The organism is Chryseobacterium sp. UF-81 (assembly GCF_058245105.1).
On the sequence record NZ_JBSIBX010000013.1, the window covers coordinates 142050 to 165248 of the forward strand.

Here is a 23199-nt window from a genome sequence, read left to right on the forward strand (position 1 = left end):
ATGAAAAAAGCTTATTTCTTACTTGCAGTTGCAGCATTGGGAATGAATGTCCACGGACAGAAAACAATTGATAAGAAAGTGGCAGACCTGCTGGCTAAAATGACGCTGGAAGAAAAGGTAGGGCAGATGGTCCAGTATAGCGGATTTGAATATGCCACAGGACCTCAGCAGTCCAATTCTGCTGCAGTTTTGGAAGAAATAAAAAAAGGGAAAGTAGGCTCCATGCTCAATGTGGCGGGTGCCGATGAGACCAGGGCTTTTCAGAAGCTGGCTCAGCAGTCAAGACTGAAAATTCCTTTACTGTTCGGGCAGGATGTTATCCACGGCTACCGGACGACTTTTCCTGTCAACCTGGGACAGGCGGCAAGCTGGGACCTGGCAATGATTGAAAAGTCAGAAAGAATTGCCGCTACAGAAGCTTCTGCTTACGGGATACACTGGACCTTTGCACCTATGGTAGATATCGCAAGAGATCCGAGATGGGGAAGGGTAATGGAAGGTTCCGGAGAAGATACCTATCTGGGAACCCGGATTGGTATGGCAAGAATCAGAGGTTTCCAGGGGAAAGGCTTAGGCAGTCTTGATGCTGTAATGGCCTGTGCCAAACATTTTGCAGCCTATGGAGCAGCCGTAGGAGGAAGAGATTACAATTCTGTCGATATGAGTTTAAGACAGCTGAATGAAACGTATCTGCCTCCGTTTAAAGCCGCAGCTGAGGCTGGAGTAGCCACATTCATGAATTCTTTTAACGACATCAACGGAATTCCTGCTACAGCCAATCAATATATTCAACGAGAACTTCTAAAAGGAAAATGGAATTATAAAGGTTTTGTAGTGTCGGATTGGGGAAGTATCGGGGAAATGATTCCTCATGGTTATGCCAAAGATGCTAACGAAGCCGCTGAAAAAGCTGTGTCAGGCGGAAGCGATATGGATATGGAAAGCCGTGTTTATATGACTGAACTTCCAAAACTCGTTAAAGAAGGCAAAGTAGATGTACAATTAGTGGATGATGCTGCAGGCAGAATTTTAGCCAAGAAATTCGAAATGGGACTTTTCGATGATCCTTACAGATTCAGCAGTGAAAAAAGACAAAAGGAACAGACCGACAATCAGGAACACAGAAAATTCGGAAGAGAATTCGGTTCTAAAAGTATTGTTCTTCTGAAAAATAAAGGAAATATTCTCCCGCTTGCAAAAACTGTGAAAACCGTTGCACTGATCGGACCTTTTGGTAAAGAAACAGTAGCAAACCACGGATTCTGGTCTGTTGCCTTTAAAGATGACAACCAGAGAATCGTTTCCCAGTTTGACGGAATTAAAAATCAGCTTGATAAAAATTCGACCTTATTATATGCGAAAGGATGTAATGTAGATGATCAGGACAGATCCATGTTTGCAGAAGCAGTGGAAACCGCTAAAAAAGCTGATGTGGTAATCATGACATTAGGAGAAGGTCATGCGATGAGTGGTGAAGCCAAAAGCAGAAGCAGCATCGGTTTTTCCGGTGTGCAGGAAGATTTACTGAAAGAAATAGCTAAAACAGGAAAACCTGTTGTTTTAATGATTAACGCCGGAAGACCTTTGATCTTCAACTGGGCAGCAGACAATATTCCTGCCATAACATACAATTGGTGGCTGGGAACTGAAGCCGGAAATTCTATTGCCGATGTTCTGTTCGGTGCAGTGAATCCGGGAGGAAAACTTCCGATGAGCTTCCCGAGAACGGAAGGTCAGATCCCGATCTATTACAACCATTACAATACAGGAAGACCTGCAAAAAACAATACAGACAGGAATTATGTTTCAGCCTATATTGATCTGGATAATGATCCGAAATATCCATTTGGGTATGGATTAAGCTATACGGATTTTAAATATTCCGATATGGTTTTAAGTTCAGCAGATCTTAAAGGGAACCAGACGCTAACTATCAGTGTAACCGTTTCCAATACCGGTAAATATGACGGAGAAGAAGTGGTGCAGCTTTATATCAGAGATCTTTTCGGAAAAGTAGTAAGACCGGTCAAAGAACTGAAAGGATTCCAAAAAATATTCATCAAAAAAGGGGAGAGCAAAAAAGTTGACTTCAAACTGACTCCGGAAGATCTGAAATTTTTTGATAATGACCTGAATTATGATTGGGAAAGCGGTGAATTCGATATTATGATCGGAACCAATTCTCAGAATGTTCAGACGAAAAGAATCAATTGGATTAAATAATTCAATAGGAGCGGGCTTTAGCCCGCTTAACATAATAAAAAAGAAAACGGCTTCAGCCAAAATCTAGATGACAACCAGATTCATGAAAATCAAATTTAGAAATATCATTCAACTCTGTGCGGCCGGAATATTGGTTCTTTCTGGGGCAGGCTGTGCCTCAAATAAGATACATTTCGGGAAAAAATTGATCTGGAATGATGAATTTAATGGAAAAGGGCTTCCTGATTCATTGAAATGGAACTATGATGTAGGAGGAAACGGGTATGGAAACCAGGAAGCTCAGTTTTATACCAAAAAAAGACCTGAAAATGCCAGAATGGAAGGTGGAAATCTTGTTATTGAAGCCAGAAAAGAAAATTGGGAGAAAAATAAGTACACTTCTGCAAGGCTTTTGACCAAAGGAAAATTTTCTTTTCAATACGGAACAATAGAAGTAAGGGCAAAGCTTCCCAAGGGCCGGGGAACCTGGCCTGCCATCTGGATGATGAGTGAAAACATGAAACAGTGGCCGGATGACGGCGAGCTGGATATTATGGAACATGTAGGTTTCAATCAGGGATATATTCATGCTTCGGTTCACACGAAAAAATATAATCATATTCAGGGAACACAGAAGACAGATACTCTGTTTGTAAAAGATGCCAGTGAAAAATTCCATGTCTATAAAGCAGACTGGACACCGGAAAAAATTGATGTCTACATTGACGAACAGAAGTTTTTCACATACGAAAATAAAGAAAAAACCTACGGAGCCTGGCCTTTCGATCAGCCTTATTTTATTATTTTAAATCTGGCAGTAGGCGGCTTCTGGGGCGGAAAAGAAGGAATAGATGACAGTATATTTCCGCAAAAATATTATATAGACTATGTAAGGGTTTATCAAAATAAATAATGAAGAGAGGGCAGTTACGTCCAAAAACAGAAAGAAAAAGATTATGAAAAAACTAATTGTAAGCTGTTTGGCAGTAGGAGCGTTTCTGAACGCTAATGCACAGAATTATTGGAAAAAGAATGCAGGGAAAACAGCAAAGGTTATTCTTACCAACTCCAAGACCAATGAGAAAATGGTGGATAAGGGGATGGTTAAGTTTGAAAAGTTTGGACAGCCCAAAGAAACAGATGCCTGTATCTTTGTAGATCCTGATTTTAAATATCAGAAGCTGATCGGGATAGGCGGTGCCATTACTGATGCGTCTGCAGAAACCTTCTATAAAATGCCGAAGAACAGGCAGAAGGAGATTATAGAGGCTTATTTTGGAAAAAATGGATTGGGCTATACGGTGGTCCGTACCAATATGAACTCCTGCGATTTTTCCAGTGATTCTTATACTTATGTGGAAGATAATGATACAGCTTTAAAGACTTTCAATGTTGCCCATGATGAAAAGTATAAGATCCCAATGATCAAAGAAGCCCAGAAAGCGATAGGAAAAGATTTTACATTTTACTTCTCCCCATGGAGCCCGCCAGCATGGATGAAATCTAATAAAAGTATGCTGAAAGGAGGCCGTCTGGAAAACGTATTTTATCAGACCTGGGCAGACTATTACATTAAATTCATTAAAGAATATGAAAAAAGAGGGATCAATATCTGGGGTCTGACTATACAGAATGAGCCTATGGCAACACAGACCTGGGAGTCCTGTATTTATTCAGCTGAAGAAGAAGGTGAATTTCTTAAGAACAATCTGGGACCGACACTTTGGAAAAATGGCTACAAAGACAAAAAGGTAATGATCTGGGATCATAACCGGGATTTGATCTACCAGAGAGCCACTACTACTTTAAGCGATCCTGAAACCTCTAAATATGCCAGCGGAATTGGGTATCACTGGTATGAAACCTGGAATAATAAAACGCAGCTTTTCGACAATTTATCTGAAACGCAGAAAGCTTTTCCGGATAAGTTTCTGGCTTTTACCGAAGGTTGTAAAGAACAGTTCAATATGTCCGGAATTTATGATGTGAGCCTGGGTGAACTTTACGGAAGAAATATGCTTAATGACTTCAATAAAGGAACTGCTTTGTGGACAGACTGGAATGTATTGCTGGATGAAACCGGAGGTCCGAACCATGTCGGAAACTTCTGTTTTGCCCCAATCATTGCTGATACCAAAACAGGAGAGGTACATTATACCTATGAATATTATTATGTAGGTCATGTTTCAAAATTCATTAAGCCTAATGCCCGGAGAATCGGAAATTCTTCAAACAGAGCAGCTCTTACGTCTACCACCTTTATGAATGAAAACGGTCAGCTGGTCACTGTAATCATGAATGATTCCGGGAATGACATTGAAACGAATCTGTGGATCGAAGGAATGGCTGCCAAATTATCTGCGCCGGCGCACTCTATCCAAACGGTTATCCTGTAACTTCATATTAACATTTTTATAGAACCGGCGGCCTCTTAGAGGCCGCCGGTTTATTGTTTGCGATATATTTTAAATGTTGTTATTCAACATCATATTTGCTGATTACTTTCTGGGTAACTCCGGAGCTGCTGAAACCACCGTCATGGAATAAGTTCTGCATCGTCACTTTCTTGGTAAGGTCAGAGAATAAAGTTACACAATAGTTGGCACAGTCAAGCGCTGTAGCATTTCCAAGCGGAGACATATCTTCAGCATATCCAAGGAAGCCGCCGAAACCTTTCACACCGCTACCTGCTGTAGTAGGTGTAGGAGATTGGGAAACCGTGTTGACACGTACTTTTCTCTCTCCCCAGTAATTTCCGAATGTTCTTGCAATGCTTTCCAGATAAGCCTTGTTATCAGACATATCATTGTAGTCAGGGAAAGTTCTCTGAGCTGCAATATACGTAAGCGCCAGAATGCTTCCCCACTCATTCATGCAGTCTTTTTCCCAGGCTACACGCATTACTTTATGGAAAGAAACTGCTGAAATATCCCAGCCTTTTTCCAACCAGTCATAATTCATTTCAGTATAATGCTTTCCTTTTCTTACATTTACGGACATGCCTATAGAGTGAAGGATAAAATCTATTTTCCCGAATTTTGCTGTCGCAGCATCAAAAAGTTTTTCAAGATCTTCTATAGAAGTAGCATCTGCAGCTATCACCTCAGAACCTGTTTTTTCTGCTAAACCATTAAGTTCTCCCATTCTCAAAGCAATAGGGGCATTTGATAAGATAAATTCAGCACCTTCTTCATGACATCTTTCTGCAACTTTCCATGCGATTGATTGCTCATTAAGGGCTCCAAAAATAATTCCCTTTTTGCCTTTAAGTAAACCGTATGACATAATTTTTTAATGTTTATTTAAATACAAATGTAGCAATAATTTGCGTTTGTGACATCATAAAAATGGAGCCTTATTGATTTAAGGCTCCATTTTATTGAAAATATTTATATGACTGAAATTTTAATTGGTTTTCTTATTCCATTCTGCTTTTGCATCTTCTGCAGCATCTTTAGTTTTTTCCCAGGCTTCGCTCGCTTTATCTTTTATGTCATCCCATGCATCTGCAGCATTATTCTTTACTCTTTCGAACCAGTCTTCCTGCTGTGCCTCTTCATCATTGTTCCTCTTTTCATTGATATAATCTTTAGCTTTGGATGCCAGATCATCAATTTTCCATTTAGCATTGTCTGCTGCATTCTTTAAAGAGTTTTCTGTGTTATTTACTGCATTTTCCGCTTTGTTGTATTCTGAATTGTTCATAATATGTAATATTTTATTGTTGTGTACCAGTAAATAAACAATAACCATTCCTAAAATCCGGAACTGCTGTTAAACTTTTCTTAATCTTTTGTTATACTTTTCCAAATCAGTATTATCTTTAGTACGGTATAAAAATTAGTGTTATGGAAAAAATACGTTGCGGCTGGTGTGAGAAAGACGACCTCTACCGGAAATATCATGATGAGGAGTGGGGAAGGCCTGTCTACGATGATGAAACTATTTTTGAATTTATGATCCTTGAAAGCTTTCAGGCGGGACTGAGCTGGTATACCATCCTTTCTAAAAGAGAGAATTTCAGAAAAGCGTTTGATGACTTTAATTACAGAAAAATTGCAGCTTATACGGAAGAAAAAATGGAGGAGCTTATGAACGATCCGGGGATTATAAGAAACCGGCTCAAGATAAAAGCAACAGTAACCAATGCACAAAAGTTTCTGGAAGTTCAGAAAGAGTTTGGAAGTTTTTCAGAATATATCTGGGGTTTTGTAGAAGGAAAGCCTATAGACCATTGTCCAAAAACCTTAAGTGATGTTCCTGCTATAACCGAAATTTCTGATGCTTTATCTAAAGATCTTAAAAAAAGAGGTTTTAAATTTATGGGATCTACTGTGGTTTACGCCCATATGCAGGCCACCGGAATGGTAAACGATCATATTGAAAGCTGCTTCATCAGGCAGGGATAAATTCCTGTCACTGTTTCGGCTTAGTGATGATCTGTGATTATTAAAACAAAAAAGGTTTCAATTTGAAACCTTTTATGCTGTATTATTTCTTTAGCTGCCCTGTTGTAAAAAGTATAAGGGAATGTCAGGGTAATTAGGGTTTTCGCCGGTCCATAATTGTAATCCTTCAAAAAAATGGTGATCATCATTTTTCAATTTTTCATACACATGATTGTGAATTTTAAACAACAGTTCGGCGATTGTGAAAAACTCTCCGTTGTCCGCAATTAATAGAAAATCTGGTTCAATAATATCTTCAATGTTTTTATCCCAATATTCGTACTGTATAGCAACTTTATCAGTTTTTAAAACAGGTTTGTCCAGGTCTTCTGAAAATTTTTTACCGGATATTTTCTCATTATAATCTTTCAGGGCAATTCTGAAATTTTCAATACTTGGAAATTCTTGTTCATTAAAATTCCAAAATATATTTTGTAAAATTTCGTTTTGGTATTCCATAAATTAACTGTAAAATCTTTTTAAGTCGAAACCATGCTTTAATGCCAGTTCATTGTAAGAAAGACCGGGATCTTCCCCGATTGCCTGATAGATCTCTTTTCTTGCATCAGGGCTTTCTCTCAGGTCTGAATCTTTAAAGTAATGATCCATAATATCATCTTCGTCTTCTATTAAATCTTTTCTGCCGGCAGAATCCAGCGTGGCAACAACTTCCCAGTATCCGCTGCCAAAAGATGGGTAAACCCCACACTGATCTCTGAATGCCTCATCGAAAGAAGTTGCAATAGTAACTTCTCCTACACAGAAATAAATTTTTCCGTTGACGAATCTTAAAACTTCAGGAAATGTTATATATTCTGAGGGTACCGGAAAATTCAGGTCAGTAAGTTCCCATTCATCTTCATCAGAAAAAGTATCAACAGGAATAAAGCTGCTTTTAACCGCTACATTTTTCAAAAGTGTCTCATCAAATTCTTTAACAACCTTTCCAAAGGTTTCTATCAGTACACACTTTTTGTAGACATCAAAATAATTCTGATTGTTCTCATTTTTACTTTTTTCCAAATAGTCATCAACATTAAATAAAACTCTTCCAAAAATTTTTTCGTCAGATGAAACGTTTACAGAAAAAATAGTTCCGGACTTAATATTCATACTCATATATTTTATGATTTAACAAGGATTATGTAAATTTTTATACTTATCAAATTTTGGTTTGGTGATTTCATTTCTTCCATTTTGAAGACTGGCCTTTCCACCGTTTTTATCAATATAGTGCTGTTCCCAAACAGATGCCTCGTAAGGATCCCAATTTCCGCTGGCAACTTCTCTTATTTTATATTTTTTTCCCCAGTCTTTCTTATGGTTACCTTTCTTTTTACCTTCTGCGACGTGTTCTTTAAACCGGTCTGCCACATTTGCCTTATCTGTTTGTCCTACATATACAGTTTTCCCTGTTTTGGGATCATAAACCTCATATATCTTGGTAGGCTTTTTAACCGTACTTTCAAATTTGGAAGGCTTATTGTCATTATGAACAAGCAGGCCTTGGTTTCCAACAAAGTAATTGTGACTATTTTCAACTTCAATATTAAAAGTAGATAATGCTACATTGTTTTGATAGTCAATTTTTTTAATTAAAATATTATTTAAAGACAATGATTTTAAGATCATTTCTGTCTTCAATTCCTTTGCTGTAATCCATTTTTTTTCATCTTCAATCCAGAAAAGGTGTTTAAATGTTGTATTAATTACTTCTTTATCGGTAGAAATCTTAATAAACCGGTCTGTCCAGTTATTGTAGATGTTGGTTACCTTATTTTTAACGGTTGTATTATTTATATGATCATAGCAAAACACAGTATCTCCAACCTGAATATCTTCAATTGGAACCAGACCATCAATTGTATGGACAAAAGTTCCTGCCAGGAAACAAGGTGCTGTCGTTGCCAAATCATCATACTCTAATTTTGCCCAGCGTTCAGCCGCCTCTTTTGCAGCTTTTTCAGCTGCCTCAGCCGCCAGTTCATCAGCACTTTTTGTAATAACTTTTGCAATATCGCCCCCTTCTTTCTTAGCAAGCTGCTCCATTGTTTCAGCTATTCCTCTTTTTGCACCGGCTTCTACTACATCATCTGCTCCTTTTTTTACGCCCTGTTCCACTGCTTCTTCGGCAACTTCCTTAACGGTTTTTTCAACAACAGCCTCAGCTCCTTCTTTTAAAGCAGTCTTTCCGGCGGTAGCTGCCAATGATGTTCCTCCGGAATAAACAGCCGCTGCGGCATCCGGAATAAATTCTCCTACCGTTGTGCCTATCTTTCTGGGGTTTTCGGCTACCCAGCCAGCGGCATCTTTTGTCCCTTCCCAGGCTGCACTTCCTGCATCTGCCCAGTTTTGTCCGTCACTGGCCCAGTTCCAGGCTCCTTCAGCTGCATTGCTCCAGTTATCTCCCTTGCTGGCCCAATCCCAGGCATTTCCTACACCCTCAGTTGCGGCATTCCATCCGTCGCTTACCATTCCTCCCAATGCTTCAGCAGTACCTACGGGATCCTGACCAACCTGATAAAGTGTTTCACCTAGGCCCACAACACCATTTACGGCTCCTTCTACCAATCCTGTACCCAGATCATTGAACCAGTCTCCAACACCTGTTACGGGCTTCATCCAGTCCGGGAGCATCTGATCCCGCATTTCCCGGCCTTTTTTGTTTTGCTCGGCGATCCAGTCAAAACCTTCCTTGATGTAGTCGGAAGGCATTTTTCCTTCTCCTACGCCATATGATACAGCAGCAGCTCTGTCGAAGAAGATATTGATCTTTCCACCAAATATACAATTACAGAAAGAATCTTCCAAGAGCATCCGGCTGCCATTTATCTTTATCCCGTCTTTCGGTGCTTGCCATCCGGTAAGAATGGTTGGCAGACATGAAGCTCCTGTTGCCCATTTCAAAGGATTGGTACAAAGCCCCATGGGTTTAATATTGAAAAAAGGAAGGAAATCCAGTTCCGAAGCCATGGGAACACTGTATATGGTCGTGTTCTTATTATTGCTTACCCGGAGGGTAGAGGGGCTTGTTCCTTTGTCGCAAGCTAAAAAGGCACCTTCGGGTACGTATTTTTTTGCCATAATGCGATGATTTTAGATGTTAATTTTATCTGAGCTCAAGGTTACATTTTTCAATCTTCTGAAACTATTTTCCAGTTTATTAAGGTTATCCCGGGTTTCGAGAAAAATCTTACCCGGAACTTTCAACAGTCCCGAAACTTTACAGTTACTGACAGGACATAGATATTCTCCGTTTGCATATACATGCCATTCTTTATCAAACGGAGCCTCTAAGATCTTTTCATCATCGAAGAGAAGATAGTAGCGGTCATTCTGGAATACAATATCAAGCAGGGGAACGGTCATGAGCGGCAGCTTTTAAAATGTTTTTTTCTTCACGGTATAATGTGCCGGGAATTTGTGCCAGGCTCATACACATGCTCTGTTCAGACCATGGCCATTCTTCCAGGAGATAGCGTTCTATATAATTAAGCTGCAGGAGTGTCGGCACACGGGGACGATTCTTTAAAATCCGGATCATGGCGGTTACTTTATCCTGTTCAAAATTGTCTTCATCTATGCTTCCTTTCACATCAATCTGATACCTGCCGTCTTCTAATTCTGAAATTCTTTCTTCTGTAGTAATGGGAACACTTTTGGCAGCAATAAAGTTGGGAAGCTCACGGTATCCGTTGATGATCTCATTTTTTTTGAACTCTTTGAAATGGATGCCGGGAAAAAGCAATTGGTAAGGCATTGCGAAACGGAGGGCTTCCGCCAGGCGTTCGCCATCCTCCAAAAGTTCTTCTACGCCTTTAATGAAAATTTCACGGTATTTCTCGTTTCGATGTTTCAGGATAATTTTGGGCTTTATTTCTTGCCACTTATTCTGGACTTCAGTCAAGTTAATGATCTTTCCAAGCTGTCCGTTTTCATTGAGGGTGCATACAATTTTTTCTCTCAGCTGATGCAGATCTCCGACCCATTTGTACATACCGTCTTTATTGGATTGCTTATACAATGGCATTTCAACGGTAAAAACAGGCGTTTCATTTTCAATAGAAGTTAATGTGACTTTAAGCTCTGCTTCAATATAGTTTTCATTCCTGAGGCCCTGGAACTGATACCTTTCTTCTCTGAGAAAGGTATATTTCCGGTATTCGCCCTTGTTTTCTATATTAACCTGCATGATTATCCTTTATTGATTTCCACATCTGCTCCTTTGATATTGGTAGGTCCCGAAGATGATGTATTGATTTTGGCTGCATTGACATTGATGTCACTATCGATCTTAATTCCAGGATTGGCAGCTGCTTTTCCTAATTCTGTAGTTGTTTTTCCTATGACCTTTACATTGAGGCCTTCTATCGTAATGTCTCCTCCCGTAGTCAGGGTAATTGAGCTGCTTCCTGTTTTAATGGTAATGGTTGTATCACATTCCAGGGTGATATTTCCGCCATTATCCATTTTAAGCATAGAATTGGCTCCTCCGCCTTCTTTTCCTCCCACGTTAATAGAACTTACACTTCCAACATTTACCGTATTATTATTCCCTACAGTTACTGTTTTATCGTTATTGGCGGTGGTTGTTGCATTTCCGGCACCATCGAATTTCATATTGGCTCCTCCCTGGTCAGTTAAGAATACTGATCCTGCACCGTCATCCAGTTCCAGTTTATTACCGCTTCGGCTGCTCAGGCTTTTAACGTTATTGTTTTGTCCGCCGCCACCGCCAACACCTCCATGAAACATTCCTCCCATTACAAAAGGACGGTCCGGATGCTGATGGACAAAATTGACCACCACCTGATCTCCAACTTCAGGAATAGCCATAAAACCACGGTTTTTACTTACTTTATCACTTCCACCCGCATCAGGGGTCATAACACGGATAAATTCTGTGGTATCCTGCCCGTTCTGCCAGTCAAACTGAACCTGTATCCTGCCCTGGTTAAGAGGGTCGGTATTTGAAATGACCTTGGCAAACTGAGGTTCTGCTTTAGGCACCTCAAATTCGGGACGTGGCATAAATCCGGTATCTGCTGCTATTGCTTCAAAATTTCCGGTGTAATGACCTCTTGCATCTACCTCGTGACTGATTCCTGTGATCATAAGCTTGGTAAAATAGGCGGTCTGGTTGGTTTCAGATTTCCGCATTTCTACATCTGCAGTACATCCCGGATATAAAAACGGTACGGAAGTGCTTCCGGAGGTGATAAATACATCCACAGCCTTACTTCCTGCCGTACCTTTCTGTGAAGCATCAATATCCATAAATGTAGATGCTTTGATTGGCGCTACCCTTAATGAAGGAGTCGTGAAAGTTGCTTTGGATATTTCATAGGCCCGTTTCGCAATATCTGACTGATGATTTATTTTTGAATTTCCCGTTGTGAGTCTTTCATTTTTGCTGCTGTTATAGCCGTAAAAAACAGGGTTCACATGCTGGGCTCTCATTTTGATCTTAATATCATGCACACTGCTCCCATAAACCAGTTGTACCGGCTTTTCCTGTGGAGGCAGTTTTCCGAAATGAAGAACCTCACCATCATAATAAAACTGTTCCCCGTAAGCTTCGGCTATTCTTGCGAGATAGTTGTAGTGGGTTTCTTCATATTGTGAGCTGTACGAAACATTTCCGTGCTGGGAATCTACTCTGAAATCAAATTTATTGGAACCAAGTCCTTCTTTAATGACCCAATCTGCAATGCTGTTCAGGCTAATCTCTTTGGCACCACCGAAACTCTGAATATGTGGTGCAGCATCAAGAAGTACAGTAGGGCTGTTTCCGGTAAGGACAATATTTCCCAAACTGCCTTTTTCCTGGCTGAATCCTACTTCCGTAATTACCCCTACAAAGTTTCGTTCAGGACTTTCTTCTACGTCTTTATATTTAAATACTACTGTAATCCTCTTGCCCAGAAAGTTCTGTGCCTGCTCCAGGTTATGATTTTCTGCACTTCCCAAAGCATCATGAGCAAGCATAAGATTGAATTCATGATGTTTAACGGCACTTTGGGTCAGTTTAAAATGCTTGAAATGCTTAATTATTTTTCCTTCAATAATGATTTCCAGTTTGACCACACGATTGATCCCTAAAAGCTCACTTTTCGGAATTGATCCGGCATTGAATATTTTAGAAGTGGGCTGCTCGTTCCAAATTTTACTTTCAGAAACCAAAGCTGTATTAGGCTGTGCCGCCTTGTTCATAAAATTATCGGCATAGGAGAGTGCCTGCCCGGCTGTCTGTACCGATTTTTTTATTTTTTCAGCTTTTTTTTCAGTTTCATTAGCTGAGCCCAGATCTGCGGGTTTTATACTGTCCAGATCTTTTTTAGACTTTGAAATCTGGTTTTTTGATGATTTGCTGTCCTGAAACATAACATATTTTTTCTGGTTAGTGTATGTAACAGCAGTCTGGCATGCCGGACTGCATTGTGGCTCTTCTTATTACTCACTTCAGATAAAAAATACTGTTTGGTTAATGTCAACAGAATTGTATCTTTTGTGAGGAAATTATCGTTCTGCTTTCACCTGATGCAGGGAACAAATCCCTGTAAATTTTTAAGCTTTAAAATGTAATTGATATTTAGTTTTAATGAATTTAATAATCTGAATTACAGTTTTGTAATACTGGTATTAAAATCACGTCCACGTGAAACAAATATAAGAAGCAAAGACACAATAAGGAAAAAAATGAAAGGCTATTTTTCTTTTTGTCGTAGTTTTACTACTAACAGTTGTTAGGTTCAAAATGAGACAAAAAAAGCAAGGCATTTGTGCCCTGATATGCGGAAAGAAAAAATTATTACAGTTTAAATTTAATTTTATGCAAAGCATACATTGTCTTTTTTTGTAAATTTATCTACATTTTTTAGCCTATGAAATTATTCTTATTTTTTATGCCTGTTCTCTTTTTTTATCAACCCAAAATCACACCTCAATATATAGATGGTGAATCACAAAAGTTTGATCTTTATGCAAGGAAGGGAGAGTATGATAAATCTATTCGAAAAGCTAATGAAATATTGGAATATTCTAAGAAAATCAATTATTCTAAAGGCCTTGCAATAGCTTATATGACTCTTTCTAAGAGATACTTTTTTAATGGGGATTTTAAAAAAGGTTTATCGTATTTAAAAAGGGCTGAAAAAGAAAAATATGTTCTAGAAGATTTAGAAGGGAAAATACGACTCAAGTTTTTATACAGTACTAATTATATGAATGTTGGTTTATATGATAAATGTATAAAGGAGCTTAGGGAAATCATTGTTATGTCAAGACAAGCAGCTTTGACCGATTCTATTAAATTAAAATATATTTCGTTGGCGTATAGCGATATTGGGTTTAGTTATAAGCTTATGAGGAAATATGATTCGGCTACTGTAAATGAACAAAAAGCTATTAAAACTTTGAGTAAACAGGAGCATAAATTATCTAAGAGTCTGCGATGCTTTAATTTGCTGTTCCATTTTCTTTTATCAGAAATTAAAATTGAAGAAGGAAAAATTGATTCGGCTGCTTATTACATTAATTTAATAAAAACTGCCCCTAAAGACATATTGGGTAATAATCGCTATAGGTATTACAAAACAAAAGGTTTGATAAATTTTCATCAGCATCGTTATGATGATGCTATTAAAGATTATGAATCAGCTATCCATTATGTTAAAAACATAAATAGTAAGTATGAATTATTATTTCTTTATAATTTAATAACAGAAGCTTATAAAAAAAATAATGATGAAGTAAATAATGATAAATATAACTTGTTATCCGGAAGATTATCTGACAGTTTGAATAATGCTAATATACCTGTTACTGAAGCTACAGTAAATCTTCTGATCAATCATATGGAGAGGAAAAATCATAAAAAGCAAAATTGGATATATGTAGGATTGGGAAGTGGATTTTGTTTGGTTTTAATTTCATTTTATCTGGTGCGAAAGAGAAAGGAAAAGAATAAGCAAAAGATCATATTGAATCTCAGAAATGAACTGTCTAATGAAAAAAATAAAGTGAGTTTTGATGAAGTGCTACAGCTAGCCAAGACAAATGATTCTTCTTTTTTATTACGCTTCTTAGAAATATATCCTAATTTTCAGCAGGCACTACTTGATATTGAGCCTTCCATGCAGAGCACTGAGATCAAATTTTGTGCACTTATATTTTTACAGTTTTCGACTAAAGAAATTGCTAATTATACCTTTGTTCTTCCGCGGTCTATCCAAACCAGAAAAAGCAGGCTGAGAAAAAAACTGAATATCCCCTCAGATCAGGATATTTATGTCTGGATGAAAAACCTGGATCAGACATAATCTGCTAAACCTGTAGATTTTTAAACATTTCTCAGTTGAAAATAAAATAGCTCCCAATTTTACATTGAGAGCTAAACTTCCTTAGGGTAACTTAACTTTTAATAAATAATTTGACTATTGTGTTTTAAGAATCATTTTTTAATTGAAATAGCTATCACTATTGTCCGTAGTAGACTACATTTATCGAAGCTTTTACTAATTTACTTGGTCTTGTAAAGCTTGTTTTAACAACAAACTTATCATTAATGTTAAATTTTTGTGTAAAACTTGTAGTTTGGTATGATCCAGCAGATCCATCACCATAGTTGTTCGAACTTTGTGCGAGTGAAGTTGAAAAAGTACTACCTGTACTAATTTGCGTCATAGCTGTTCCACCACTTGGATTATTCATACTTATATCTAAATTTGAATAGACTGTTATACCATAATATCCTGTTTTATTTACGGTAAATTCTCCATTAGTAGTGTTGTATGAAATGTTGCTTGGATCATTCTTATCAAGAGTAAATTTCATAATAGTATCAGTAGCAGCCGGAATATTGACCGTGCTAGGAATTCCTGAAGCTATTGTAGCAAGTGAAGGAATATTCAATGCGTCTCCTGCTTTCAGGTTACCATTAGCATCTGTTCCTAAAAAAGCTATGTTTTTGTAATTTTCAAGACGTACTGCACCAATGTCTGAAACCCCTATCAGTTCCTTATTGGTATTGTCATTTATTTCCAAAGCTTTGGTAGCGTTGGTATTGCCTTTACTTACAATGTCAAAAGCAGCAGAGGGTGTAGTGGTATTGATACCTACTTGGGAATATCCGGCAAAAGAGGTAAGTAACGGTAACGTAATTAATAATTTTTTCATATGAGTATATTTTTTGTGTTGCAATGATATATTAATTTTTTTTTTTTAAATAAAATTGGGCTACTACATAGGCACTACATCATTTTAATATGTTTGTTATCAGTGTTTTAAATTTATTTTTTTGAAAATGAGTTTACAATATGCTAACAATAATTCTTGATTTTGTTTTAAATATTATTCATGAAGTTTCTGTTTTTTGAAAAGTATATTTACATCTATACGAACCATCTGAAGAGCTGATTTTAAATTTAATTAGGAAAGACTTTTGCACCGGTTATGTGAATATAAATTGAATATACTACTGAGAAGCAACCAAGAAAAATACGGACAGCAGAAATATGTTTCAGAAAATAAAGTAAGAGGATTGAAACACATTTTTCCCAGTTTATAATCAATCAGGAATTATTTGTAAAATATAACTTTTTGCCTGCTTCTCCAGTCTTCTTTCTAAATAAAAGTGAATATCAGAAAACAAAAGATTGCTGAGTGTATAAATTGATCTAATTTTGTGGATGCTCTGCTGATAGAAAGGGGAAAGAAAATTACAGCATTACATACATTTGAAAATTTATGAAGAAAATAGGAATTATAGGCTGTGGCTGGCTGGGATTAAGGATTGCCGATATCATGTCCGGTCCATATAAAATATATGCTACCACTACTACAGAAAGTAAAGCAGATGAATTATCCTCTAAAGGGCATAATTCTTCAGTCGCCAGTTTCCCGGATTTTCAGCTGGAAGAAAAGATTACCAGGTGGAATGAGATTGAAGACATAGATATTCTCATTATTACCATTCCGCTTTCCGGCAAAAGCTGCTGTGCAAGCTCATTGTATAACAGGGTTCAGCATTTATTTTCATTTATCGGAGATTTTAAAGGGCAGATGTTCGTGATGAGTTCTACCGGCGTGTATCCGGATAGTCCGGGAGAATATACAGAAGAAAATCTTTCTTCAGATCAGGTTCAGGGAGAGAGAATGATCAAAAGTAAATATCCACAGGCCAATATTTTGAGATTAGCAGGATTGATGGGAGATAACCGGCTTCTGAAAAATTATAATATCTCAAACCTGGAAGCTCCGGTGAACCATATCCATTATGAAGATATTTGTAGTGTGATTGAAAAAATGATAGAAAAAGGCTCACAAGGAAAACTGTACAATGTGTCTGCGCCGCAGCATCCGTCAAAAGCTCAGGTCATCAATGCCCAGAAAAATCTGCCATCTCCTGAACAAGCAGTAGGGGATGGGAAAATTATTTTATCTTCAAAACTAATTTCAGATCTGGATTTTGTATTTAAATATCCGGATCCGAGGTATTTCCATTGAAGTAAGAAATCTGCGTGATCTGCAAACGGAAATAATAAAGATTTTCGCAGATAGAGCAGATCACGCAGATGTTTGGATTTTAAATTTCAGTCCTTGGAATTTTATTTAATGATTCTTTCCAATACCCAATCAATAAGGTTTTTCTCAGAAGCATGATGGTCTGCAGAGAATTCCCCGCGTCTTCTGTTGGCAATAACATTGTTTACTGTAATTGCTTTGTGACCCAGCAGTTTGGAAAGGGCATAAATTGCTGAGGTTTCCATTTCAAAGTTGGTTACTCCAAGATCATTCAGTGTTTCCAGGAACTTATCATCAACCGCTTTTAAACGCAGCTGTCTTCCCTGCGGAGCATAGAATCCCGGGAAAGTAGCCGTATTTCCGTGGTATTTGGCATCTTTATAATAATCCCCCATTTCCTCTGCCCAATCTGAGAAATAAAGCATCGGTCTGATCTTCTCATACGGGAATTTCTCCATGAAACTTTTGGAAAATTCGTTCTCGAAGCTGTAATCCTGGTAGAAATGCATCAGCCCGTCCAGACCTACAACATTCTGGGTGACCAGCATATTGTCCACCTGTACATCTGGATTTACACTGCCGCAGGTTCCCATACGGAAAAGCTCAAGTGCTTTATGTTCCGTTTTGAATTCTTTGTTTTTAAGATCAATATTCACCAGGGCATCAAGCTCGTTCATCACGATATCAATGTTCTCTGTTCCGATACCCGTAGACATCACGGTAATTCTTTCTCCACGAAGCGTTCCGGTATGGGTGTAGAACTCTCTTTTATTTTTTTTGATCTCTACTTTGTCAAAATATTTTGAAACTTTTGCCACTCTGTCCGGATCTCCCACAAGGATAATCTTATCAGCAATATCTTCAGGTAAAAGATTCAAGTGGTATACACTTCCGTCATCATTCAGCACCAGCTCTGAGGCAGCAAGTTTATTTAGCATAATTTATATTTTTGTTTTTTTAATTAATGAAAATAGCGTCTTTGTAAGGGGATCCGGCAAGATCATAGATCGTATCATATTCTTCTACGATTCTTTTCTGTCCCTGGAATATTTCATAGACTGTAATAATGGTCTTTTCAAAATTTTTCGGATCTTTCCGTTGGGTGGTGATTTCATAGAACTTATCTCCTTTCTTAAGGACAGAAACCATTTCTTCTTTTGTGGAATTGTTCGAGTCCATCATGCCGGGAAAATCCATGACAACATCCTTAAGATCCGTATACTTTTTGTAAGGTTTTGTAACTCCGTTGGAATACACATAAACATTCGGTACAGGTTTATCCTCTTCCAGGCGTATCAGATAATAATCATTGCCTTTCTTCTCTGCGTAAACGGCCATTTCTTTCTTCTGCGAAAATGCGCAGATGGAAAGAAAAGTAGCCGCAAATGCGAATAATACTTTTGTTTTCATAATAATATTTTGTTTTTAATTTGCTGAAATGATGTTAAAAATCCTCTCCCAATACCTTACGTCATCATTTTTAAACCGGCGTGAAGAAATCGGCCGTCCTTAAGTATAATGAATTTGATTTCGGGGTTTAAAATTAATAAAAATATTTTACCTAAAATATAAACATTTTTTAATCTGGCGTTAAACTTATGATAACATCAGAACGGTACTTTTGTCGCTAAAAATTCATGAGATTATATCCGCTGTTTGCTGTGATTGTTTTGATAGGTTTGGCTGTCATGTCTTTTAACCCGGTTGATAAGGGGAAAGAAAACGAGAATACCTTTGTGAACAGAGGCCTTTCAGATTTTAAAAACAGGCTGGATCAGCTGAAATCAGACGTATATAAGTTCTCTGAAGATCAGATTTCTCTCGAAGAGCTTAGGAAATCTTTAAGCAATACACGGAATTCATTTAAAGAAATAGAATTTTACATCGCGTACCATTACCCGGAATTCACGAAAACACATCTTAATGCCGCTCCGCTGTTTCATATAGAAGCTGCGGGAACATCTGCCTATACACTGCCACCGGAAGGGCTTCAGGTTCTGGATGAGCTGATATTTTCCGATGAGGCCGGAGACGAAAAAGAAAAGATAAAGACCATTACAGATTTTCTGTACAATTCCTATTCAAGCTTTTATCTCAGCGCTGTAAAGAACGGTTTAAGCCGGGGAAACAATAAAACATTGCCCTTAAGGATAGAACTGATAAGAATTTATACATTGGGTGTTACAGGCTTTGATACACCAGGTTCCCTGAATATTTCAGAGGAAGCCGGCCATGCTCTTACCGGAATAAAAACATACATCAATGACGATGCCTATTTTAAAAATTATAATGTTCAGAAAGCCAATCAGATCCTTAATGAAGGAATCAGTTATGTTTCCGTGAATAAAGATTTTGAAACCTTTGACAGAATTGAGTTTTATAAAAAATACATTCAGCCTCTGTATGAAGAATTTGGGAAATGGGACGGAAGAGCAGACGACCTTAAAGAATTTTCCGGCTGGAACGTAAAGAGTAAAAATCTATTCAGCAGCGATTTCCTGGACCCGTACTTCTATACTTTGCTGCAGTCTTCTGAAGATAATAAAGAACTCCGCAGTTTGGGAAAATCTATTTTCTATGATCAGAATTTGAGTCAAAACGGCAAAATGAGCTGTGCGGCCTGTCATCTTCAGGAAAATGCTTTTACAGATCTTAAAGTAAAGTCCCAGAGCAATGTGGAAGGTAAAACAGTTCTGAGAAATTCTCCGTCTTTGTACAATGCTGTTTTTGCCAAAAGATTTTTCTATGATCTTCGCGCCTTTTATTTGGAACAGCAGGCAGAACATGTGATTTACAATGATGATGAGTTCAATACCAGTTATGAGGACATCATCAGAAAATTAAAAACAAAGCCTGAGTATAAGAAAGCTTTCCGTACTGCTTTTAAAGACGGTAAAATAAACAAAGAAAATTTTTCCAAAGCTTTAAGTTCTTATGTAGCTTCTCTGTATTCTTTTGACAGTGATTTCGACCGTTTTATGAGAAATGAAAAAGAAGTCTCTGAAGATGTTAAAAAAGGATACAACCTGTTTATGGGAAAAGCCAACTGCGCAACATGTCATTTTGCACCACATTTTTCAGGTCTTGTACCGCCGTTTTTCAATGAGAATGAATCCGAAGTTTTGGGCATAACCATTAAGCCCGTTAATCAGCTTCCTGTTCAGTTGGACCAGGATCTTGGAAGAGGGAACAGCCCTGTGAAAAAAGAAAAATCATGGATCTATGATTATTCTTTTAAAACCGTTACGGTAAGAAATATTGCTCTTACCAAACCCTACTTTCATAACGGGGCCTTCAATACCCTGGAAGAAGTTATGGACTTCTATAACGAAGGCGGAGGTGAAGGACTCGGCTTAAAGATGAAAAATCAAACGCTGCCACCGGATAAACTGAAACTTACAAAAACAGAGATTAAGCAGGTCATTGCTTTCCTGAATTCATTAACGGATATCAGTAAGGCCAAGTGATGTTTGAGAGTTTTAGAGCAGGAGGGTTTGAGGGTGAGAGTTTTTAGAGTGTGAACTGTAAGATTAGGAATATCAGTAATGGATTAGGTTTTAATGATAAATATAAATTATGTCATTTAGTCAATATTTCCACTTTCCTAAGTAAATACTGGGAGAGTTATATCAACTATGTCATTCATTTTATCTAAACCTTGAACTTTAGACTCTCCAACACTCAAACTTAAAAGCATTATTTAACAATTATTTAATTCCCTTAACATTGGGTTATGAATTAATTAATATTCTCCGCTCTATATTTAAACTCCTATTAACAGAGGTGCCGTGCTAAAAAAATAGTTTTGCAGAGTCTAATAAATCTATTAAAAAATGAAGAGAAAATTACTTACAATTGCGGCGCTGGCTATGGTGGCTGGTTTTAGCGCACAGGCACAGACCTTTTTATTCAGCAAGAACTCATCCTGGAGCTATAAAGATAACAACCAGGCTCTGGCAGATTCATGGAAAGATCAGAGCTTTGACGTTTCAACGTGGACAACAGGAAACGGACCTCTTGGATATGGAGATCCTGTAACCACTACCATCAGTTCAGGTCTTACGACTGCTTATTTTGCTAAAGATTTTACAGCAGATCTTTCAACTCTTTCAGACAATATGGAATTAGGAGTAATGAGAGACGACGGAATCGTGGTTTATCTTAACGGAGTAGAAGTGGTGAGAGACAATATGCCGGTAGGTACCATTACTTTCAGCACCCCTTCCAGTACCACGATAGATGGTGCAGCGGAGAGTGTTTATAATATTTTTTCTATTCCGAAATCTAAATTTGTAAACGGAACCAACAGAATTTCTGTAGAACTTCACAACAGAACCGGTGCCAGCTCAGATCTCAGAATTGATGCTTATTTAAAAACAACAGCTACTGTTACGCCACCTCCGGCATGTACAGGGACGCACATCAGTTGTTTTACATCGATTGTTCCCACTGCGCAAACCAATAAACTGATCATCCCGGCGGAACATAAATATCAGCTTATCTTAAAAGAATCCGATAATTATACAGAAGGAGGCGGAATGGTAGGCGGTCAGAATGATTTCACAGCCTATGTTGCGAAATTAGGGAGCAGTACCAACGGATACCTTTCTGTAAATCATGAAACGAATCCGGGAGGCGTTACCATGGCTGAGATCAATTATAATGCTTCAACAAAACTTTGGCAGCTGACAAGATCCAGAGCCGTAAGTTTCTCGGATCCAAGCCTGGTTCAGACAATCAGAAACTGTTCAGGAGGGGTTACCCCTTGGGGAACAGTTGTTACTGCCGAAGAATCTGTTACTTCCAATGACGTAAACAGTGATGGTTATAAAGATTACGGATGGTTAGTGGAAATTGATCCGGCCACAGCACAGGTTATTTCCAAAAATACAGACGGATCCAAAGGAAAGCTTTGGCAGATGGGAATTATGAACCACGAAAATGTAGTGGTAAACAGTGCCGGAACTACAGCGTATTATGGAGAGGATGGCGGAACTCATATGGTCTACAAATATGTAATGGATACTCCAAATGATCTTTCTTCGGGAAATCTTTATGTATTAAAACTTGATCAGGGATTAAGTACTTCCGGAGATCCTGTGGGAACTACAGCCACATGGATTCAGGTTCCGAATAAAGTAAAAGCAGATCAGAATAATACAACCGCTCTTGCCCAGTCCTTAGGAGGAACAAGATTTAATGGAGTGGAAGATGTAGACATCAGCCCTTTAGATGGGAAAATTTATTTTACAGCAAAAGGATTGGATAAAATATACCGTCTTCAGGATAACGGAACAACTGCTTCTCAGGTAGAAACTTTTGCAGGAGGCGCTTCTACAGCTTATTCTTTCAACACCCCTCAGGGAATGAAATCTGAAGCATGGGGTGATGGAAACGACAACCTTACGTTTGACGAACTTGGAAACCTTTGGGTACTTCAGGATGGTGGAAAAAACTACATCTGGGTAATCGCTCCGGATCATACACAGGCTAATCCTAAAGTGAGACTTTTCGCTTCAATGCCTGCAGGATCAGAACCTACAGGACTGACGTTCACACCGGATCATAAATTTGGTTTCTTCTCGATTCAGCATCCGGACTCTACGATTTCTACGGATATTGATGCTACAGGAAACACAATTGATTACAGAGGAAAATCAGCTACCATCGTTATTGCTTTGAAGCAAAACTTAGGAACAGCCGGTGCATTGGGAACTGTTGATACCCAAAATACTGAAAGCACAGTTGAGGTAGCTCCGAATCCTACTTCCGGAATCGTTAAGATCAATTCACCAAAAGGATTGAAAGACATTTCTGTAACGGCATACAGCCTGGATGGGAAAATCGTTTATACGAAGAAATTCAGTGGAGTTAACAGATCATTGGATCTTGATTTTACCCATCAGCTTGAAGGTTCACGAGTTCTTGTATTAAATATTGAAGCAGAAGGCGGTTTCCAGAAGACTGTCAAATTATTAAAAAAGTAAATTATTAATATCCGGTTTCGGGGGGGGGGGGGGGGGGG

General features: G+C 38.1%; 19 protein-coding genes. 8 read left to right on the forward strand and 11 right to left on the reverse strand.

Going from position 1 to position 23199, the window contains the following annotated elements:
• From bglX to AC4IFE_RS17190, 3 genes are all read left to right on the forward strand, one after another.
• Entirely contained in the window at nt 1-2223 is a 2223-nt protein-coding gene (gene bglX / locus AC4IFE_RS17180; RefSeq protein WP_490758365.1) for a beta-glucosidase BglX, read from the forward strand.
• Between the two features lie 82 nt (nt 2224-2305).
• Nucleotides 2306-3115: a glycoside hydrolase family 16 protein gene (locus AC4IFE_RS17185; RefSeq protein WP_490758366.1), complete on the forward strand. Its 810-nt coding sequence runs from the start codon at nt 2306-2308 to the stop codon at nt 3113-3115.
• Nucleotides 3116-3158: 43 nt separating this feature from the next.
• Nucleotides 3159-4598 (forward strand): glycoside hydrolase family 30 protein, encoded by a 1440-nt coding sequence (locus AC4IFE_RS17190; protein WP_490758367.1) that lies wholly within the window; start codon nt 3159-3161, stop codon nt 4596-4598.
• Between the two features lie 79 nt (nt 4599-4677).
• On the opposite strand, the gene AC4IFE_RS17195 is transcribed toward AC4IFE_RS17190, so the two are convergent.
• The gene (locus AC4IFE_RS17195) at nt 4678-5487 is read right to left on the reverse strand and encodes an enoyl-ACP reductase FabI (protein ID WP_111953010.1); all 810 of its coding nucleotides are present in this window, start codon (nt 5485-5487) and stop codon (nt 4678-4680) included.
• Between the two features lie 120 nt (nt 5488-5607).
• Nucleotides 5608-5907 carry a hypothetical protein gene (locus AC4IFE_RS17200; RefSeq protein WP_490758368.1) on the reverse strand — a complete coding sequence of 100 codons (300 nt, stop codon included), beginning with the start codon at nt 5905-5907 and terminating at the stop codon, nt 5608-5610.
• 143 nt (nt 5908-6050) lie between these two features.
• On the opposite strand from AC4IFE_RS17200, the gene AC4IFE_RS17205 reads away from it, so the two are divergent.
• Nucleotides 6051-6611, forward strand: a complete 561-nt coding sequence (locus AC4IFE_RS17205; RefSeq protein WP_490758369.1) for a DNA-3-methyladenine glycosylase I — start codon at nt 6051-6053, stop codon at nt 6609-6611.
• Nucleotides 6612-6701: 90 nt separating this feature from the next.
• Here the strand turns inward: AC4IFE_RS17205 and AC4IFE_RS17210 are convergent, their stop codons facing one another.
• Genes AC4IFE_RS17210 through AC4IFE_RS17235 form a run of 6 tightly spaced genes read right to left on the reverse strand, consistent with a single transcriptional unit; the run spans nt 6702 to nt 13034 of the window.
• The gene (locus AC4IFE_RS17210) at nt 6702-7109 is read right to left on the reverse strand and encodes a hypothetical protein (protein ID WP_490758370.1); all 408 of its coding nucleotides are present in this window, start codon (nt 7107-7109) and stop codon (nt 6702-6704) included.
• A gap of 3 nt (nt 7110-7112) precedes the next feature.
• Entirely contained in the window at nt 7113-7763 is a 651-nt protein-coding gene (locus AC4IFE_RS17215; RefSeq protein WP_490758371.1) for a hypothetical protein, read from the reverse strand.
• A gap of 18 nt (nt 7764-7781) precedes the next feature.
• Complete coding sequence (locus AC4IFE_RS17220) at nt 7782-9734, reverse strand: PAAR-like protein (RefSeq protein ID WP_490758372.1); 1953 nt, start codon at nt 9732-9734, stop codon at nt 7782-7784.
• A gap of 12 nt (nt 9735-9746) precedes the next feature.
• Nucleotides 9747-10019, reverse strand: a complete 273-nt coding sequence (locus AC4IFE_RS17225) for a hypothetical protein (RefSeq protein ID WP_490758374.1) — start codon at nt 10017-10019, stop codon at nt 9747-9749.
• Nucleotides 10000-10842, reverse strand: a complete 843-nt coding sequence (locus AC4IFE_RS17230) for a hypothetical protein (protein ID WP_490758375.1) — start codon at nt 10840-10842, stop codon at nt 10000-10002. The genes AC4IFE_RS17225 and AC4IFE_RS17230 overlap by 20 nt, the downstream gene beginning before the upstream one ends.
• Nucleotides 10843-10844: 2 nt before the next feature.
• Nucleotides 10845-13034 carry a type VI secretion system Vgr family protein gene (locus tag AC4IFE_RS17235; RefSeq protein WP_490758376.1) on the reverse strand — a complete coding sequence of 730 codons (2190 nt, stop codon included), beginning with the start codon at nt 13032-13034 and terminating at the stop codon, nt 10845-10847.
• Between the two features lie 500 nt (nt 13035-13534).
• Between AC4IFE_RS17235 and AC4IFE_RS17240 the strand changes: the two genes are divergently transcribed.
• Nucleotides 13535-14971 (forward strand): tetratricopeptide repeat protein, encoded by a 1437-nt coding sequence (locus tag AC4IFE_RS17240; RefSeq protein WP_490758377.1) that lies wholly within the window; start codon nt 13535-13537, stop codon nt 14969-14971.
• 157 nt (nt 14972-15128) lie between these two features.
• Here AC4IFE_RS17240 and AC4IFE_RS17245 read toward each other — a convergent pair whose 3' ends face one another.
• On the reverse strand, nt 15129-15827 hold the full coding sequence (locus tag AC4IFE_RS17245; RefSeq protein WP_490758378.1) for a hypothetical protein: 699 nt from the start codon (nt 15825-15827) through the stop codon (nt 15129-15131).
• A gap of 570 nt (nt 15828-16397) precedes the next feature.
• Between AC4IFE_RS17245 and AC4IFE_RS17250 the strand changes: the two genes are divergently transcribed.
• Nucleotides 16398-17156 (forward strand): Rossmann-fold NAD(P)-binding domain-containing protein, encoded by a 759-nt coding sequence (locus AC4IFE_RS17250; protein ID WP_490758379.1) that lies wholly within the window; start codon nt 16398-16400, stop codon nt 17154-17156.
• 101 nt (nt 17157-17257) lie between these two features.
• Here AC4IFE_RS17250 and AC4IFE_RS17255 read toward each other — a convergent pair whose 3' ends face one another.
• Together AC4IFE_RS17255 and AC4IFE_RS17260 are read right to left on the reverse strand one after the other, a co-directional pair.
• On the reverse strand, nt 17258-18112 hold the full coding sequence (locus AC4IFE_RS17255; RefSeq protein WP_490758380.1) for a nucleoside phosphorylase: 855 nt from the start codon (nt 18110-18112) through the stop codon (nt 17258-17260).
• Between the two features lie 19 nt (nt 18113-18131).
• On the reverse strand, nt 18132-18584 hold the full coding sequence (locus tag AC4IFE_RS17260; protein WP_490758381.1) for a hypothetical protein: 453 nt from the start codon (nt 18582-18584) through the stop codon (nt 18132-18134).
• A 227-nt stretch (nt 18585-18811) separates the two neighbouring features.
• Between AC4IFE_RS17260 and AC4IFE_RS17265 the strand changes: the two genes are divergently transcribed.
• Both AC4IFE_RS17265 and AC4IFE_RS17270 read left to right on the forward strand, forming a co-directional pair.
• Nucleotides 18812-20641, forward strand: coding sequence for a cytochrome-c peroxidase (locus AC4IFE_RS17265; protein ID WP_490758383.1), 1830 nt, complete (start codon nt 18812-18814; stop codon nt 20639-20641).
• A 366-nt stretch (nt 20642-21007) separates the two neighbouring features.
• On the forward strand, nt 21008-23161 hold the full coding sequence (locus AC4IFE_RS17270; protein ID WP_490758384.1) for an alkaline phosphatase PhoX: 2154 nt from the start codon (nt 21008-21010) through the stop codon (nt 23159-23161).
• The last annotated feature ends 38 nt before the right edge of the window (nt 23162-23199 follow it).

Bases quoted from the DNA above. Each gene is read 5' to 3' on its own strand.
- bglX (WP_490758365.1), top strand. From the start codon at position 1: ATGAAAAAAGCTTATTTCTTACTTGCAGTTGCAGCATTGGGAATGAAT.
- AC4IFE_RS17185 (WP_490758366.1), top strand. From the start codon at position 2,306: ATGAAAATCAAATTTAGAAATATCATTCAACTCTGTGCGGCCGGAATA.
- AC4IFE_RS17190 (WP_490758367.1), top strand. From the start codon at position 3,159: ATGAAAAAACTAATTGTAAGCTGTTTGGCAGTAGGAGCGTTTCTGAAC.
- AC4IFE_RS17195 (WP_111953010.1), bottom strand. From the start codon at position 5,487: ATGTCATACGGTTTACTTAAAGGCAAAAAGGGAATTATTTTTGGAGCC.
- AC4IFE_RS17200 (WP_490758368.1), bottom strand. From the start codon at position 5,907: ATGAACAATTCAGAATACAACAAAGCGGAAAATGCAGTAAATAACACA.
- AC4IFE_RS17205 (WP_490758369.1), top strand. From the start codon at position 6,051: ATGGAAAAAATACGTTGCGGCTGGTGTGAGAAAGACGACCTCTACCGG.
- AC4IFE_RS17210 (WP_490758370.1), bottom strand. From the start codon at position 7,109: ATGGAATACCAAAACGAAATTTTACAAAATATATTTTGGAATTTTAAT.
- AC4IFE_RS17215 (WP_490758371.1), bottom strand. From the start codon at position 7,763: ATGAATATTAAGTCCGGAACTATTTTTTCTGTAAACGTTTCATCTGAC.
- AC4IFE_RS17220 (WP_490758372.1), bottom strand. From the start codon at position 9,734: ATGGCAAAAAAATACGTACCCGAAGGTGCCTTTTTAGCTTGCGACAAA.
- AC4IFE_RS17225 (WP_490758374.1), bottom strand. From the start codon at position 10,019: ATGACCGTTCCCCTGCTTGATATTGTATTCCAGAATGACCGCTACTAT.
- AC4IFE_RS17230 (WP_490758375.1), bottom strand. From the start codon at position 10,842: ATGCAGGTTAATATAGAAAACAAGGGCGAATACCGGAAATATACCTTT.
- AC4IFE_RS17235 (WP_490758376.1), bottom strand. From the start codon at position 13,034: ATGTTTCAGGACAGCAAATCATCAAAAAACCAGATTTCAAAGTCTAAA.
- AC4IFE_RS17240 (WP_490758377.1), top strand. From the start codon at position 13,535: ATGAAATTATTCTTATTTTTTATGCCTGTTCTCTTTTTTTATCAACCC.
- AC4IFE_RS17245 (WP_490758378.1), bottom strand. From the start codon at position 15,827: ATGAAAAAATTATTAATTACGTTACCGTTACTTACCTCTTTTGCCGGA.
- AC4IFE_RS17250 (WP_490758379.1), top strand. From the start codon at position 16,398: ATGAAGAAAATAGGAATTATAGGCTGTGGCTGGCTGGGATTAAGGATT.
- AC4IFE_RS17255 (WP_490758380.1), bottom strand. From the start codon at position 18,112: ATGCTAAATAAACTTGCTGCCTCAGAGCTGGTGCTGAATGATGACGGA.
- AC4IFE_RS17260 (WP_490758381.1), bottom strand. From the start codon at position 18,584: ATGAAAACAAAAGTATTATTCGCATTTGCGGCTACTTTTCTTTCCATC.
- AC4IFE_RS17265 (WP_490758383.1), top strand. From the start codon at position 18,812: ATGAGATTATATCCGCTGTTTGCTGTGATTGTTTTGATAGGTTTGGCT.
- AC4IFE_RS17270 (WP_490758384.1), top strand. From the start codon at position 21,008: ATGAAGAGAAAATTACTTACAATTGCGGCGCTGGCTATGGTGGCTGGT.